The sequence below is a fragment of the Salegentibacter mishustinae genome (genome assembly GCF_002900095.1).
Taxonomy (GTDB): domain Bacteria; phylum Bacteroidota; class Bacteroidia; order Flavobacteriales; family Flavobacteriaceae; genus Salegentibacter; species Salegentibacter mishustinae.
Map to the genome: position 1 here is coordinate 1,562,804 of NZ_LLKN01000002.1, position 15,808 is coordinate 1,578,611.

At 36.6% G+C, this 15,808-nt stretch carries 12 protein-coding genes; 10 read left to right on the forward strand and 2 right to left on the reverse strand.

Annotation, left to right across the window (positions count from 1 at the left end):
* Positions 1-120 precede the first annotated feature (120 nt).
* From APB85_RS10045 to APB85_RS10070, 6 genes are all read left to right on the forward strand, one after another.
* Positions 121-405, forward strand: a complete 285-nt coding sequence (locus APB85_RS10045; RefSeq protein WP_057483228.1) for a DUF3817 domain-containing protein — start codon at positions 121-123, stop codon at positions 403-405.
* Between the two features lie 3 nt (positions 406-408).
* Positions 409-1,710, forward strand: a complete 1,302-nt coding sequence (locus tag APB85_RS10050; RefSeq protein WP_057483229.1) for a mechanosensitive ion channel family protein — start codon at positions 409-411, stop codon at positions 1,708-1,710.
* Between the two features lie 107 nt (positions 1,711-1,817).
* Positions 1,818-2,906 (forward strand): endonuclease/exonuclease/phosphatase family protein, encoded by a 1,089-nt coding sequence (locus APB85_RS10055; protein WP_057483230.1) that lies wholly within the window; start codon positions 1,818-1,820, stop codon positions 2,904-2,906.
* A gap of 239 nt (positions 2,907-3,145) precedes the next feature.
* Positions 3,146-4,993, forward strand: a complete 1,848-nt coding sequence (locus APB85_RS10060) for a flavohemoglobin expression-modulating QEGLA motif protein (RefSeq protein WP_057483231.1) — start codon at positions 3,146-3,148, stop codon at positions 4,991-4,993.
* On the forward strand, positions 4,990-6,039 hold the full coding sequence (locus APB85_RS10065; RefSeq protein WP_057483232.1) for a glutathione synthetase: 1,050 nt from the start codon (positions 4,990-4,992) through the stop codon (positions 6,037-6,039). Before APB85_RS10060 ends, APB85_RS10065 begins: the two co-directional genes overlap by 4 nt.
* A 23-nt stretch (positions 6,040-6,062) precedes the next feature.
* Complete coding sequence (locus APB85_RS10070; RefSeq protein ID WP_057483233.1) at positions 6,063-6,983, forward strand: succinylglutamate desuccinylase/aspartoacylase domain-containing protein; 921 nt, start codon at positions 6,063-6,065, stop codon at positions 6,981-6,983.
* Between the two features lie 118 nt (positions 6,984-7,101).
* Here APB85_RS10070 and APB85_RS10075 read toward each other — a convergent pair whose 3' ends face one another.
* A complete protein-coding gene (locus tag APB85_RS10075) occupies positions 7,102-8,244 on the reverse strand; it encodes a lactonase family protein (RefSeq protein ID WP_057483234.1) in 1,143 nt (380 codons plus the stop codon).
* Complete coding sequence (gene corA / locus APB85_RS10080; RefSeq protein ID WP_057483235.1) at positions 8,235-9,311, reverse strand: magnesium/cobalt transporter CorA; 1,077 nt, start codon at positions 9,309-9,311, stop codon at positions 8,235-8,237. Before corA ends, APB85_RS10075 begins: the two co-directional genes overlap by 10 nt.
* A gap of 227 nt (positions 9,312-9,538) precedes the next feature.
* Here corA and nhaA point away from each other — a divergent pair, with 227 nt between their 5' ends.
* The 4 genes from nhaA to ccoN all read left to right on the forward strand — a co-directional run bounded on the left by nhaA (position 9,539) and on the right by ccoN (position 15,806).
* Positions 9,539-10,864, forward strand: coding sequence for a Na+/H+ antiporter NhaA (gene nhaA, locus APB85_RS10085; protein ID WP_057483236.1), 1,326 nt, complete (start codon positions 9,539-9,541; stop codon positions 10,862-10,864).
* Between the two features lie 77 nt (positions 10,865-10,941).
* Positions 10,942-13,347 (forward strand): heavy metal translocating P-type ATPase, encoded by a 2,406-nt coding sequence (locus tag APB85_RS10090; RefSeq protein WP_057483237.1) that lies wholly within the window; start codon positions 10,942-10,944, stop codon positions 13,345-13,347.
* 60 nt (positions 13,348-13,407) lie between these two features.
* Positions 13,408-13,602 carry a cbb3-type cytochrome oxidase assembly protein CcoS gene (ccoS, locus tag APB85_RS10095; RefSeq protein ID WP_057483238.1) on the forward strand — a complete coding sequence of 65 codons (195 nt, stop codon included), beginning with the start codon at positions 13,408-13,410 and terminating at the stop codon, positions 13,600-13,602.
* 2 nt (positions 13,603-13,604) lie between these two features.
* On the forward strand, positions 13,605-15,806 hold the full coding sequence (ccoN, locus tag APB85_RS10100) for a cytochrome-c oxidase, cbb3-type subunit I (RefSeq protein WP_057483239.1): 2,202 nt from the start codon (positions 13,605-13,607) through the stop codon (positions 15,804-15,806).
* Positions 15,807-15,808: the final 2 nt, after the last annotated feature.

Consider the following 15,808-nt stretch of genomic DNA (forward strand, 5'->3'; position numbering starts at 1 on the left):
AGGAATTTCTTAAACCTGCCAAAAAATATTAATTCCTATCATTAAATATTTTAAGGAAAACAGCATTCTAAAACACTAAATTCTCTATAAAACCTATCTTTGCAATCTAAATTTTAAATTATGTCCCTCGAAAAGCAAAAAAAAGTTTTTAAATACGTGAGTATCCTGGAAGGACTTTCTTTCCTTTTATTACTATTTATCGCAATGCCGCTTAAATATATTTGGAGTATGCCGCAAATGGTACAACAAGTAGGAATGGCTCATGGGGTGCTTTTTATCGCTTATGTAATTGGTGCTATTTGGTTATTTAGACCACTAAACTGGAATTTTAAAGAATTATTAGTAGTTCTTGGTTGTTCGCTGGTTCCCTTTGGTCCTTTTTACGTTGAAAAAAAATATCTGTAACCTATGGATTTAGAGGAAGGATTTAAAATTTTAATTTGTCTTTTTGAAAATTTTCTAATAGACCAGGGCGTAAACTCTACAGTAGCACTTTATCTAAATTTGTTACTGAATATCCTTATCCTTATTCTTATTATAATTGGGGTAAATTACCTGATCAAAAATTTTGTGATCACAACTTTCAAAAATTTTAGTGATAAAACCACCACTTCTTTTGACGATTACCTTATAAAAACCAAGTTTCCCAAATATATAGGACAAATACTTCCTATACTTATAATATATCTTACCGTTCCCTACATTTTACTTGAGTTTCCCCTGGCAATTAAAGCCTTCTATTTTGTAATTGACATATATATTATACTTCTTATTGTTTGGGTTATAAGAAGCATTTTGCGGGGTACAAAAGGCTACCTAAGAACCTTAGAATCTTTCCATGACAAACCGGTAGAGAGTTATATACAAGTAATAATGATTATTGTTTGGTTATTTGCACTACTTTTTATTGTTGCAGAAATCACCGGTAAAGACGTTATTAACTTTATTATTTCTTTAGGTGCAGCATCTGCGATCTTATTGCTCATCTTTAAAGACACCATCTTAGGATTTGTGGCCTCTATTCAGGTTAGTGTAAACGATATTGTGAGAATTGGCGACTGGATTACTTTTAGCAAATATGGCGCCGATGGTACGGTAACCGAGATCACCCTGGCAACCGTTAGGGTTCAGAATTTTGACAATACATTCACCTCTATTCCTACCTATAGTTTAATTTCTGAATCTTTTCAGAATTGGCGTGGAATGCAGGAATCTCCGGGAAGAAGAATTAAACGCTCGGTTTTTATTAAACAGAATTCTGTAAAATTTATTTCTGCTGAAGATTTTGAAAAGTATAAAAACATACAAATAATTTCTTCTTACCTGGAAGACCGGCAGAATGAGATCAATGAATATAACAAAACTCACAAAGTTGACACAAAACTTCCTTTAAACGGAAGAAACCAAACCAATCTGGGAATTTTTAGAAAGTATATTGACACTTATTTAAATAACCATTCTGCTGTTCATAAAGAGATGTACATTATTGTAAGACATCTACAACCTACAGAACACGGTATTCCTATTGAGGTGCTTTGCTTTAGCCGGGATAAACGTTGGGAGAATTTCGAATATATAACCGCCGATATTTTTGATCATGTAATTGCTGCCGTTTCTTATTTTGACCTTAAATTATATGAGGCTCCTTCGGGTGACGATATTCGGGAATATTTTTCTAAAACTTATGGCCAGGGAATTGATTCTAAATAAAAATCATTTTTTTTCGAACTAAACGCATTAGCAATTTAGTTCACTATTAACAGGTTATTTTAATTAATCGCTTATCTTTCCCCGGCATAAAGCCAACCAATAAAATTATGACATTAAAAGGATTTCTTCAGGTTTTCGGGATTATAGCAGTTGTAATGACTCTTATTCCACTCATTGCAGCCGACTTTTGGTGGATAAGAATTTTTGATTATTTGCATATTCAACTAACCCTGCTTACCCTTACCGCAATTGCGGCCTATTTTATAAGATTTGATATTAAGAGAACCGAAGATTATATTTTTATGGTCGTGCTTTTAGCCTGTTTTCTATTTCAGATGGTGAAGATTTATCCTTATTTTCCTCACGGAAATTACGAAGTTGGCGATGTTTCCGAAGAAAATTTTAGCAATAAGTTTAGTCTTTACACGGCCAATGTGTTGCAAAAAAACGAAAATCCAGATTTGGTTATAGCAGATATTAAAAAACAAAATCCGGATGTTTTACTCTTCACCGAGACTAATACACGCTGGAAGAATGATCTTGCAGAAATCACTGCCTCATATCCTTATAAGGTTGAAGCTCCGCTAGATAATACTTACGGAATGTTATTCTATTCAAGATTACCGCTTAAAAATCCGCAGGTTCGTTATTTGGTAGATGATAGTATTCCTTCTATTCACAGTATCCTGGAATTAAGATCTGGTAAAGAAATCATGTTTCACGCTATTCACCCCACACCTCCAATGCCGCAACACAACCCTTCTTCTACAGATAGGGATGCAGAAATGATAAAAGTGGCATTAATGGCCAGAGATTCTAAACTGCCCGTTTTAGTAGCAGGAGATTTTAACGATGTGGCATGGTCTGCTACCACTGCCCTATTCCAAAATGTGGGTGGTTTATTAAATACTAGAATTGGACGTGGTTTCTATAATACTTTTGATGCCGGTAGCTCTATAATGCGCTGGTCCCTGGATCACGTTTTTGTAACCGAAGAATTCAGGGTTGCCGATTTTAGACTGGGAAGCAAAATAGATTCAGATCATTATCCGCTTTATATAGAACTTAATCTTGAGCCTGAAAGAGCCGAAGAACAAAAGCCAGAACCTGCTACGGAAGAGGAGTTAAAGAATGCCCGTGAGCAAGTTGAAAAAATGCAGGAGAAGGCTAAAGAAGATGCTCAGGAAAAGAAATAGGCCAATCACACCCTATTCTTTTTAATTTATAACTATTCACTTCTTAAGACTTTTTCAGCATTTAAATATTTTTTATCTAATCTCTTAAATAAAACCCAAAGTAAGTTTATGAGTTAGTATTCCCTAGTTTTCTTTCTAAATTTAATTATTGTCTAACCATGTGTAGAGCCATTATTCGGCTACAAAACAGCGGTTTTAGTTCAATAATATTCAATTTAAAATTTTAGAAGAAACCCAGAATGCTGAATATATCTGAATTATCGGAGAAATCAATTAAAAAAATTTTAACAATCCTTGAGGAAGAATGCAAAATAAGTGCTTCACTTCCGGGAGGGGGGTTAATTCATATAGAAGATAATTTACCTTATCTTATCGTGTACCGTAAAAGGAATAATGATGAAGGTACCGAGCGAATAATTGTTAGCGAAGCCTCTTATCTTTTAATTGGAGATAAATTTTTTGAAGCCTACCAAAGACTTGTTTATGCATTAGCCGATAAACTTTCTACCGAATTCAAATCCTATATGGTTTTTGAAATCTATACGGGAGAACCTAACAATTGCTTCACAATAAAAGCTCCTGCACAAAAACTGCCTACATCGGTAAAAGCGCTACAAAGGGAACTCAATAATATAAATGAAACATTTTCTGGCCTCTACTTAAAGGCCAAGATAAAAGATACACCAAATCGCCAAAAAGAAGGTGACCAGGAAATTTTAAGCATTGATGAGGCAAAGAAATCCGGGGCGGTAATTGTAGGACTCGAAATTCCTCCGGTTTTTCGAGATGAAAACAACGAAGTTTACCCTGTTTTCCTTAGACAATTTAAAGACTATCTTATTACCAGTATTCATAAAGCAATTTACGATTATGTAAGGGTACAAACCACCAGCGGGGTGGGAAGTTATCTTGCTTTAGGTAGAAAACACTTAAAAGAAAAGGTATTTGAAATAGATAGAGCGCTTGCAAAAATAGAACGCTCTTATCAGTTTCTATGGCTGGTTTCCCCTGCTAATATTCAGGATATAAAAAACACTTTCTTTGAGAGTAATTATGAAAAGGTTTTAGATTATCACTACCGCTTACTCCCAATAGACCCAGACTTATTAAAAAGGGAGCTATTTAATCTTAAAATTGAAGAAATTGATGATCCTGCCATGTCCCATATTTTTAGGGAAAAGCGGGAAGAACTAGATCAGCAAATCACTATGCTAAGTGAACGCGGAACTGCAAATTTCTTCTACAACAGTATTAGGTTGTATAAAGGATTAAGTCCTAAGCTAAGCGAAGAAGCAGGAGAAATCTTAAGAGAGGTTGATGAAACTAGTGAAGATGAAAATGCCGAGTTTATTGATGCCAAAGGCTTTAGTAGCCTTGCCCGCCGGGAATTCGATTATTTCGCTGAACAGGATAAAAATTTTAAGAGTAAAGTTCATATTCGAAAGGATGTGAATATTATGATGGTTAATAACGGCGAGCTTTATGTTCCGGCCGATTATAAAATGAATAAAACCGAAGCAACTGCGCTTATTCAGCATGAAGTTGGTACGCATGTGCTTACTCATTATAATGGAACCCAACAACCTTTAGAATTATTAAGCAGCGGCCTCGCAGATTATGATCCACTTCAGGAAGGTCTCGCTGTGATGTCAGAATATTTAGTAGACGGACTTACCGCTAATAGATTAAGAACTTTAGCCGGAAGGGTAATTGCGGGGTCGGCACTAATGGAGGGTGCCGAGTTTCCGCAGCTATTTAGATTATTAAAAATGGATTATGGCTTTACCGCCGAAAGAGCTTTTAATATCACTTCCAGGATTATGCAGGGAGGCGGATTTCTAAAAGATATTATCTATTTAAAAGGTCTTGTACAACTTCGTGATCATTTACAGCAAGGTGGTGAATTTGAACCGCTGCTCGCAGGTAAATTTGGCCTGAAACATACCAAAATAATTAACGAGTTAACCGAAAGAAAAGTATTAAAACCTGGCGCACTGCGCCCAAGCTATTTATTAACCGAAAATATTACCAATAAATTAAACCTAATCAGAGAGGGGCTTCCCCTTTCAAAAATGATAAACCAATGAAAATTTGCTTTGTATTAAACGATATTGAAAATGAAAGTTGCGGAACTTCTGTAATGCTCATGACTATGGCTCATTCAAGAGGCCATGAAGTTTATGCTATGGGCGTGGGTGATTTCAACTTTCATCACGATGCTCCAATAAGCATTAATAGTACACAAATACCAAAAAATACAAAAACCAAATCTCCAAAAAAGTTTTTAGAAGCTTTGCAAAGTTCTAAAGCCAGAAAAAAGAAAATTACAGCAAAGACTTTAGATGTGCTTTTTATTAGGAATAACCCTACCGAGGAAGATTCTGGCCGGGAATGGGCTGAACAAGCCGGTGTTGCTTTTGGACGAATGATGCAGCAACAGGGAGTTTTGGTATTAAATGATGCCTATGCCCTTTCCAACGCTTTTATAGATAAACTATATTTCGAAGAACTTCCTGCGGAAATTAAACCCGATTCTCTAATTACCAGGAATAAAGAAGACATTCTAAAATTCTGGGAAAAGAATAATAAAAAGATCGTTTTAAAACCATTAGAAGGATCTGGAGGACAGAATGTTTTTCTTGTTGATGAAAATGAAAAAAATATCAACCAGATCATTGAAACTATCAGCCAACAGGGTTATGTAATTGCCCAGGAATTCTTACCGGCCGTAAAAGATGGTGACGTTAGAATTATTTTAATGAATGGTCGTGTAATGGTAAAAGATGGCAAACAGGCTATTATTAGGCGTGTAAGCGGGGAAGGTGAATTCCGTAGTAATTTTGCACTTGGTGCCACGGCCGATAGCAGTGACCTTACTCCTGAAATGCAACGTATTGTAGATCTTACCGCTCCAAAACTAATTCGAGACGGACTTTTTTTCGTAGGTCTTGATGTGGTAAAAGATAAATTAATTGAAATTAATGTGTTAAGTCCCGGGGGGATGGAGCATTTTAAAGATATAGGACTGCCAGAATTTTCTGATACGGTTATTGAAGCGATAGAGCGTAAAGTGGAATATAAAAACCTTTATGGGCATCAATTTACCAACAGGGAAATTGCCTGTATGGAATAAATAAAATTTAAAAGGAACTTATTATGAGCAACAAACCAGATAAACATATTCCCAGAATAATTGGGAAATATACCAGCAATAAAAAAGGACCTTTACTCTTTGTAACCGCCGGAATTCACGGTAACGAACCTAGCGGTGTAAAGGCCCTGGAAGAAGTTTTTAGACAACTGGAAAAAACTAAACCCGAAATTGAAGGAACACTTGTTGGTGTCTCCGGAAATCACAAAGCCTTAAATCAAAATAAGCGTTATATAGATGAAGATCTAAATAGGGTTTGGACCGAAGAGAACATAAAACAAAAAAAGAATGAAACCCACGAGCAAAAAGAAATGTGGGAGATTATTGAGATATTAAATAAATTCCCGGAGAAAGATTTCACTAAAAGGTATTTCCTAGACTGCCACACTACCTCATCGGCAAGTTTGCCGTATGTTTCGGTGCAGGAAGTAAATGATAATAATAATTGGGCGCATAATTTCCCAACTTTTATTGTACGCGGATTTAGCGATATAATTACCGGCGATATAGATCATTATCTAAGCCGAATAGGAATGACAGGTTTTGTTTTTGAAGCAGGGCAGCATGAAGATAAAACTTCAGTTGAAAATCATGAAGGTGTGATCTGGCTGGCTCTAAAAGAAGCCTGTAACCTGGATCTATATAAAATTAAGACTTATCCAGAGTGTGTAAATCGTTTTGCCGAAAAGAATGCCCCGGAGCAAAAAACTTTTGAGTTGGTACATCGCCACGGACTGGAAGATTCTGATAAATTTGAAATGGAACCTGGATATGAGAATTTCCAGAAAATTAAGAAAGGTGAACTTCTGGCAAAACAGAACGGAAAAGAGTTGAAAAGCGAATGGGATGCGAGAATCTTTATGCCACTTTATCAATCCCAGGGTAATGATGGCTTTTTTGTTATTGAAGAAGTTGAAGTCAAATAGTTGAAATCTCTAAATCTTTCTGAACTCATTCCAGAATCTAAGGCTGGAAATTAAAAGCAGACCTCACAGATTTTTGAAACCTGTGAGGTCTTTTTTGTAAGATATTTCTTTAGTTGAATTAATTTTCGGCAAATTCTACACAAACAGGTGACATTACTTCAATAGGAAGCAAATGCTCTTCCAGTTTACCTGTTTCTAAATTAACCTTGAAGCTGCTAATTGTGGAAGTGTCCTGATTGGCTGCGTAAAGAAATTTCCCGTCTGGAGAAATTGCAAAATTTCTTGGAGTTTCCCCTTTGGTGGGGTAATGACCAATAGCACTTAATTTCCCTGAATTCTCATCTACTTTAAAACCGGCGATACTGTTATGCCCGCGGTTAGAAACATAAACAAATTTTCCTGAAGGATGCAAATGAATATCCGCTCCGGAATTTTTACCATTAAAATCTTTAGGCAGGCTGGAAATATTCTGAATAACTTCCAGGTTTCCATCATCTTCAATTTCAAAGACACTAATTGTAGAATTTAGCTCATTCATGGAAAAAGCGAAGTTTTCCTCTCTAGAAAAACTAAAATGCCTTGGGCCAGAGCCTTCTTCTAATTGCACGAATGGGTTTTCTTTAGGGCTTAATTTTCCGGTTTCTGCATTAAAATTATAGATCCAGATCTTATCGTTTCCAAGATCGGCGATATAAGCAGTTTTGTTATCTGAAGAAATCGAAACCGAATGTGCGTGTGAAGCTTCAGGATTTTCTAATTGTACTTTTTGCTGTTTTTCAAGAAGACCATCTTCTCCCCTTTCATAAACCATCACCACGCCTCCCATATAATTGGAAACGAAAACATACTTCCCAGATCTATCTAATTCAATATGGCAGGGCGCAAAACTTTCAGTAGAGATTTTACCGAGTTTTTCCAGGCTATTGTCTTTATTTCTTTTATACGAATAAATAAATCCAGAATCAGCATCTTCGCTTCCCAACTCACTCACAGCGTAAAGATTTTCACCGTCATCAGTAGCTTTTACAAAACTGGGATTTGTGATTTCAGCTACTGTTTTTTCTGGTTGTAAACTTCCATTTTCAGGATTCTGCATCGCCAAAAATATTCCTTTAGCCTTTCCATCTACGTGGCCTTCTTTTTTGGTGTAAGTTCCTATATAAACAGGAACCTCAGTATTTTGAGCGGCACAGCTTCCGGTTAAGATAACTGCAAGAGTTATTAAAGTAAATCTTATCATAGTTCTATTGGCTAAAGCCATTTTTTACGTTTAAAATATATAATCATTAGGATAAATATGGTGATCATTACTCCCCAAAGTACAAAGTAACTATATTCCCACTGCAGCTCGGGTATGTATTCAAAATTCATCCCATAAATACCCGCTATAAAAGTTAGCGGAATAAATATAGAGGCCATAATGGTTAAAACCTTCATCACCTCGTTCATTTTATTGCTAATGGTAGTCATATACATATCCATAAGTCCCCAGGCCATTTCTCTATAAAGATCTATATTTTCTGAAACTTGAAGGATATGGTCGTGAAGGTCGTTTATATAATTCCTTGTTCGGTTTTTTATAAGTTCATTCTGCATATTTTGAAACCTGGAAATCACCTCTTTAAGTGGAAACACTGCTCGTCTAACCCTCAAAATTGCTCTTTTAAGATCCTGGATTTCATAAGTAATATCATCACTTGGCTGACTTTCAAATAATTGTTCTTCCAGGGCTTCAACTTTTTCGCTTAACTCGTCTACTACCAGAAAATAGTGGTCTACAATGGCATCTAAAAGTGCAAAAACAAGGTAATCTGAACCGTTACTACGTATACGCCCATATGATTTTTCCAAACGGCCTCTAACACCATCGAAAACATCACCCCCGGCTTCCTGAAAAGTTAGTACATAATCTTTTCCAAGAACAAAACTTATATGCTCATTAACCAGTTTTCCATCCTGGTGATAAAGCATTTTAGCCACGATAAATAAATAATCTTCATACTCATCTATCTTTGGGCGCTGGGTAGTATTTACTATATCTTCAATAATTAAAGGATGGAGATCGTAATATTTCCCAAGTTTTTCTATTTCAGCGGTATTACTTAATCCGTCTATATTAAACCAGGTTATGCGATCTTCAGCTTCAAATTTAAAAGCATCTTCAGTAGTCGAAGAAGTAAGTCTCTCGAAGTTGTTTTTATTGTAATCTATTACTTCAAGCTTAGTTTCGCCCGATGGTTTTCTACCTACGTAAGTTACCGTTCCCGGAGGTTGGTTAACAGATTTCATCTTAGGCCTAAGAAAACTTTGGGTTAGTTTTTTCACCATAATTCCTACTTTGTAGGCCTAAAGGTAATAAAGTTTTGTTGTGCCGAAATATTAAAAATTTACTGAAGGAAATATTTGAAACTAAATTTGAGAAAAGAAAGGTTTGTAAGCATAACCTAAAAAATGGATTATCTCTAAAAAACTGAGTTATATCATATCTAGATCTTTAAAATGGTAATAGTTTTATTAATACGTTTCCAGTAAGAACTCTTTAGCGCAAGACTATTATGAAAAAGTCTAAACTCGATATATACCTTTTACTCCCAATCAAAAATTTTATCGAGAAAAAAACCTCCGTAGGTTTATTGCTTATTTTTTCGGCCCTTCTTGCTATGATCGTAGCTAATTCTCCCTTATCTGATGCCTATCATAGTCTTTGGAAGCAATATATTTACTTAGGAATAAATGATTTCGTAATTAAGAAAAACCTATTGCATTGGATTAACGATGGACTCATGTCTATTTTCTTTTTTATGATTGGGCTGGAACTTAAACGCGAAATACTGCAAGGGGAACTTTCAAGTTTTAAGAAATCTATGCTGCCTATAGGAGCTGCCATTGGAGGGATGATTTTTCCAGCGCTTATTTTCTTTTATTTAAATACCGGTTTAGATTCTGTTTCTGGATGGGGAATTCCTATGGCTACAGATATCGCATTTGCCCTTGGTATTCTATACCTGCTTGGAGACCGTGTTCCTTTTCCTCTAAAAGTATTTCTAACCGCCATCGCTATTGTAGATGACCTTGGCGCCGTGCTGGTGATCGCATTTTTTTATACTTCAGATATTTCTATACAAAGCCTTGCCATTGCAGGGATCTTCCTACTCATTCTGGCTGCAGCCAATTTAATAGGGATTAGAAACACCTTATTCTATGCCGTAATGGGAATTGGCGGATTATGGCTGGCAATTTTACTTTCAGGAGTGCACGCCACTATTGCGGCCGTTTTGGCAGCTTTTGCAATCCCCAATACAAAACGTATAAACACCCCGTTATTTCTTCGGAAATCTAAACTCCTGGGGTATGAAATACAGCAAGAGTTTAGAAACAGGAAGAAGAATCCCAAAGAGGCCGAAGAAAACATTACGCATACCATTGAAAAATTCGCTTCTTTAACCGAAGATGCCACTCCCCCATTACAACGATTGGAACATGCACTTCATCCATTTGTAAGTTTTGTGGTACTGCCAATCTTCGCATTCGCAAATGCCGGCGTGAGTCTTGGAGAAACCTCCTTCGATTCGGTTATAAGTCCGGTAATGATCGGAGTTGTTGTAGGATTAATTTTTGGGAAATTCATCGGGGTGGTTTTATTCTCCCGACTTATGGTTTGGTTTAAGATAGCAGATCTTCCCAAAAAAGTAAAATGGAAACACGTTTACGGAATTGGTTTTCTCGCGGCTATTGGTTTTACCATGTCACTCTTTATCACCGATCTCGCCTTTGAGAACGAATATTATATGTCTCAGGCAAAAATAGGGATCTTAATGGCTTCTTCAATCGCAGGAATTACCGGGTACTTTTACCTAAGAAAAATTGGTAATGGAAGCTAATACACTCAAACCTGATTCCCATCATATTATCTACGCTTAATTTCCTGAAAATTTGCAGGTAAAATACATAAAAAAGTATGAGCAGCTGTTTTCACTGTGGTGAAGAATGTAAAGAAGAGCACCATGTTTTTCAGGAAAAAGATTTCTGTTGTCACGGCTGTAAAACCGTTTTCGAAATCTTAAATGAAAGCGATCTTACCTATTATTACGATCTTCAGGAAAAACCAGGAATTTCCCCTGCTGCCTCAGAAGGTAAATTCGATTTCCTCGACAATCCTGAAATAGCCGAAAAGCTATTAGAATTTAATGAAAATAACACTCAGATAGTAAATTTCCTGGTGCCATCTATGCACTGTAGTTCGTGTATTTGGGTTTTAGAGAATCTTGGGAAACTAAACCATGGAGTAAAATCGGCACAGGTAGATTTTCCAAAGAAAACAGTAAGAATAAGTTTTTCTTCGGAAAAAATAAGCCTTAAAGAACTGGTTTATCTACTCAGCAGAATTGGCTACGAACCCTATATTTCCCTGAAAGATTATGATGAAAAGGATCATAAAGTAAACCGAAGCTTAATCTATAAGCTTGGTGTTGCCGGATTTGCTTTTGGTAACGTGATGTTTCTTTCTTTTCCCGAATATTTTGAAGTGAAAGAGTTTTGGCTGGATCAATTTAAATATTTATTCCGCTGGCTCATGTTCGCTTTCTCATTGCCAGTAGTTTTTTATTCGGGATCAGATTATTTTATTTCAGCATTTAAAGGTTTAAGAGCTAAAATCTTAAATATAGATGTTCCCATTGCTTTAGGAATAGCGGTACTTTTTATAAGAAGTACTACAGAAATACTATTAGACCTGGGAACTGGTTTTTTTGATAGTCTTACAGGCCTGGTTTTCTTCTTGCTTTTAGGAAAGTTTTTTCAACAGAAAACCTACTCCTACCTGTCTTTTGAAAGGGATTACAAATCTTATTTCCCTATGGCGGTTACTCGTTTAACGAAAAACAGTTCCAAAGAAACTATAGAGGAACAGGTACAGGTTTACAAAATAAAATCTGGGGATCGTATTTTAATACGAAATGGCGAATTAATCCCAATCGATGCGGTTTTAATGAAAGGAGAAGCCAATATAGACTACAGTTTTGTAACCGGCGAAGCCGAAGCCGTTAGAAAGGAATCTGGGGAAACACTCTATGCCGGTGGAAGACAACAAGGCGGAATCCTGGAAATTGAAGCGATAAAGGCTATAGACCAGAGTTACCTTACCAAACTCTGGAGTAATGAAGTCTTCAAAAAAGATAAAAAAGGACATTTTCAAAGTTTAATCAATCAAATTAGTAAACGCTTTACCGCCGGGGTTCTAAGCATTGCTTTTCTTTCCACTTTATTTTGGCTGGTTTATGATCCTTCTAAAGCCTTAAATGTTTTTACCGCGGTCTTAATTATTGCCTGTCCTTGTGCAATTGCCTTGGCAACACCGTTCACGCTTGGGAATTTGCTTCGAATCTTCGGAAGAAATAAATTTTACTTAAAAGAAGCCAATGTAATTGAACAAATAGCAAAAATTGATTGTCTGGTATTTGATAAAACCGGGACGATTACCTCAAATAAAAAAACCGAGGTTTTTTACGAAGGTTTAAAACTTAATGCAGAAGAAGAAAGCTTGTTAAGTAGCAGTTTAAGAGCTTCTGGGCATCCATTAAGTAGGCAACTCTACCAGATCCTGGATAAAAACAATATTCAGAGTTTAGATGAATTTAATGAACATACCGGGAAAGGAATTAGCTCTGGAAGCAATGGCAGTAAGATGAAGATTGGATCAGAAACATTTGTAAAAGAAAATGTTACTGAAACCAAAGAGCTTAACAAAACTACCGTACATATTAGTAGCAATGAACAATATAAAGGCTGCTATGTTTTTAAAAATTCCTACCGTGAAGGTCTTGCTGATCTATTTAAAGAATTAGGCGAAAATAAACAGCTTTTTATCCTTTCTGGAGATAATGATGGTGAAAAAGAAAGGCTGGAAAATATGCTGCCTTTAAATACCAAATTTTACTTCAATCAAAAACCAGACGATAAGCTCAATTTTATAAAAAAGCTTCAGCAAGAAGGTAAATCGGTTATGATGATTGGTGACGGACTTAACGATGCCGGGGCACTTGCTCAAAGCGATGTTGGGATCGCAATTTCAGAAAATATTAACGTTTTTTCTCCAGCTTGTGATGGTATCCTGGAAGCTTCTAAGCTCACCAGTCTAAACAAATATTTTCAACTTTCAGAAAAAGGAATAAAAATCATTAAATGGAGCTTCGCGCTAAGCTTATGCTATAATGTAATTGGCCTGGCTTTCGCAGTCACAGGGAATTTAATGCCGGTAATCGCGGCCATACTTATGCCTTTAAGTTCTATTAGTATAGTAGCCTTTACCACCGTGGCCACAAACCTTGCCGGGAAGAAATTAAAACCAGGATTAGCCGAAACCTGATCTAGATCATATTTTTAATTTTAACACAGTTTTAAGTTTGCTTAAAATAATTCAATAGAAATGAACATCATTTACCTCTTACTAGCTTTAAGTGTATTGGTAGCTCTCATCTTCTTTATCGCCTTTATTTTTTCAGTTAAAAAAGGGCAGTATGACGATGTTTACACACCATCGGTAAGGATGTTATTTGATGATGAATTAGTAAAACAAAAATCTGATAAATCCAGTTCCACCAAAAACAAGAAATCTAATTAACTATGGAAGTAGAACAGTTTCATTACGATAATAAAATCGTAAAAAAGTTTACTATGGCTACCCTGTTCTGGGGTATAGTAGGTATGAGTGTAGGGCTGTTGCTCGCCTTTATGTTTTTATTCCCTAACATAACCGATGGAATTCCATGGTTAAGTTTTGGTCGGTTAAGACCTTTGCATACCAACGCGGTAATATTTGCCTTTGTTGGAAATGCAATTTTCGCCGGGGTATACTACTCTACCCAGCGTTTGCTTAAAGCCAGGATGTTTAGCGATTTCTTAAGTAATTTCAACTTTTGGGGCTGGCAGGCTATAATTGTGGCAGCGGCGATCACCCTGCCTATGGGTTTTACCAGTTCTAAAGAATATGCCGAACTTGAATGGCCAATAGATATTGCTATTGCCTTGGTTTGGGTTGCTTTTGGAGCAAACCTTATTGGTACAATGATCAAGAGACGGCAACGTCACCTATATGTAGCTATTTGGTTTTACCTGGCCACATTTGTAACCGTAGCTGTACTTCATATTGTTAATAATATTGAAATTCCTGTAACAGCCCTTAAAAGTTACTCTTTTTACTCTGGAGTACAGGATGCTTTAGTACAGTGGTGGTATGGGCACAATGCGGTGGCATTTTTCCTTACTACGCCTTTCTTGGGCTTAATGTATTATTTTGTACCCAAAGCGGCTAACAGACCGGTTTACTCTTACCGACTTTCTATTATCCACTTCTGGTCTCTTATCTTTATTTATATCTGGGCTGGTCCACACCATTTATTATATTCAACTTTACCAGATTGGGCGCAAAACCTTGGGGTAGCCTTCTCTGTAATGCTTTTATTCCCATCCTGGGGTGGTATGATTAACGGACTATTAACCCTGCGTGGTGCCTGGGATAAAGTACGTACAGATCCTGTTCTTAAGTTTTTCGTGGTAGCTATTACCGGTTATGGAATGGCAACTTTTGAAGGCCCTATGCTTTCGCTTAAAAACGTGAATGCTATTGCACACTTTAGTGACTGGATTATTGCTCACGTGCACGTTGGCGCACTTGCCTGGAATGGATTCCTAACTTTTGGTATGGTTTACTGGTTGGTACCAAGATTATTTAAAACGAAACTCTATTCCATCAAATTAGCAAACGTTCATTTTTGGATTGGGACACTTGGTATTATTATCTATACCCTACCAATGTATGTTGCAGGATTCGTTCAGGCTTCTATGTGGAAACAATTCAATCCTGACGGAACTTTGACCTACGGAAACTTTTTGGAGACTGTAAGTTCAATTATCCCAATGTACTGGATGCGTGCAATTGGAGGTAGTTTATACATTGTAGGAGCTTTTATTTTACTCTATAATATTGTAAAAACCGTTAGACAGGGAAGTGCTGTTGAAGATGAGTTAGCTGAAGCTGCTCCACTTCAAAAGGTAACCCGTAAAAGAACAGCTGGAGAAGCTTACCATTCCTGGTTAGAAAGAAGACCGGTAAAACTTACCATCTTCGCTACTATCGCGATCTTAATAGGTGGTATCGTTCAAATTGTGCCTTCATTAATGGTAGATGAGTATGTGCCGGTAATTTCCAGTGTAAAACCATATACTCCATTAGAACTTGAAGGTCGTGATATTTATATAAGGGAAGGCTGTGTAAGCTGCCACTCACAAATGATAAGACCTTTTAGAAGTGAAGTAGAACGTTATGGTGAATATTCAAAAGCCGGTGAATATGTTTATGACTATCCTTTCTTATGGGGTAGTAAACGTACCGGTCCCGACCTTATGCGAGTTGGTGGAAAATATTCCGATAACTGGCACCTAAACCATATGTATGATCCTCAGAGTACTTCTTCAGGTTCCATTATGCCATCTTACAAATGGATAGTTACAGATGAGCTTGATAAAAGCGATACTGAAGCTAAAATGAAAGCTCTTAGTACCCTTGGCGTACCATATACTTTAGAAGAGATTGAAAATGCTCAACAATCAATGACAGAGCAGGGAATTCAAATTGAGAAAAACCTGTATGCCGATCCAGATTTTGTAGATACCTATGAAGCCGAGAAAGAATTCGCAGCTCAAAACGGTAATGAATTCGTAGAAATGCGAAACCGTGAAATTGTAGCGCTTATCGCTTATCTACAACGCCTGGGTACCGATATTAAAGCTAAAGATGTAGAAGTTACAAACACTAAAACCAACTAAGC

Coding starts and splice junctions, on each gene's coding strand:
- APB85_RS10050 (WP_057483229.1), top strand. CDS start 409: ATGGATTTAGAGGAAGGATTTAAAATTTTAATTTGTCTTTTTGAAAAT.
- APB85_RS10055 (WP_057483230.1), top strand. CDS start 1,818: ATGACATTAAAAGGATTTCTTCAGGTTTTCGGGATTATAGCAGTTGTA.
- APB85_RS10045 (WP_057483228.1), top strand. CDS start 121: ATGTCCCTCGAAAAGCAAAAAAAAGTTTTTAAATACGTGAGTATCCTG.
- APB85_RS10090 (WP_057483237.1), top strand. CDS start 10,942: ATGAGCAGCTGTTTTCACTGTGGTGAAGAATGTAAAGAAGAGCACCAT.
- ccoN (WP_057483239.1), top strand. CDS start 13,605: ATGGAAGTAGAACAGTTTCATTACGATAATAAAATCGTAAAAAAGTTT.
- APB85_RS10075 (WP_057483234.1), bottom strand. CDS start 8,244: ATGGCTTTAGCCAATAGAACTATGATAAGATTTACTTTAATAACTCTT.
- corA (WP_057483235.1), bottom strand. CDS start 9,311: ATGGTGAAAAAACTAACCCAAAGTTTTCTTAGGCCTAAGATGAAATCT.
- APB85_RS10065 (WP_057483232.1), top strand. CDS start 4,990: ATGAAAATTTGCTTTGTATTAAACGATATTGAAAATGAAAGTTGCGGA.
- nhaA (WP_057483236.1), top strand. CDS start 9,539: ATGAAAAAGTCTAAACTCGATATATACCTTTTACTCCCAATCAAAAAT.
- ccoS (WP_057483238.1), top strand. CDS start 13,408: ATGAACATCATTTACCTCTTACTAGCTTTAAGTGTATTGGTAGCTCTC.
- APB85_RS10070 (WP_057483233.1), top strand. CDS start 6,063: ATGAGCAACAAACCAGATAAACATATTCCCAGAATAATTGGGAAATAT.
- APB85_RS10060 (WP_057483231.1), top strand. CDS start 3,146: ATGCTGAATATATCTGAATTATCGGAGAAATCAATTAAAAAAATTTTA.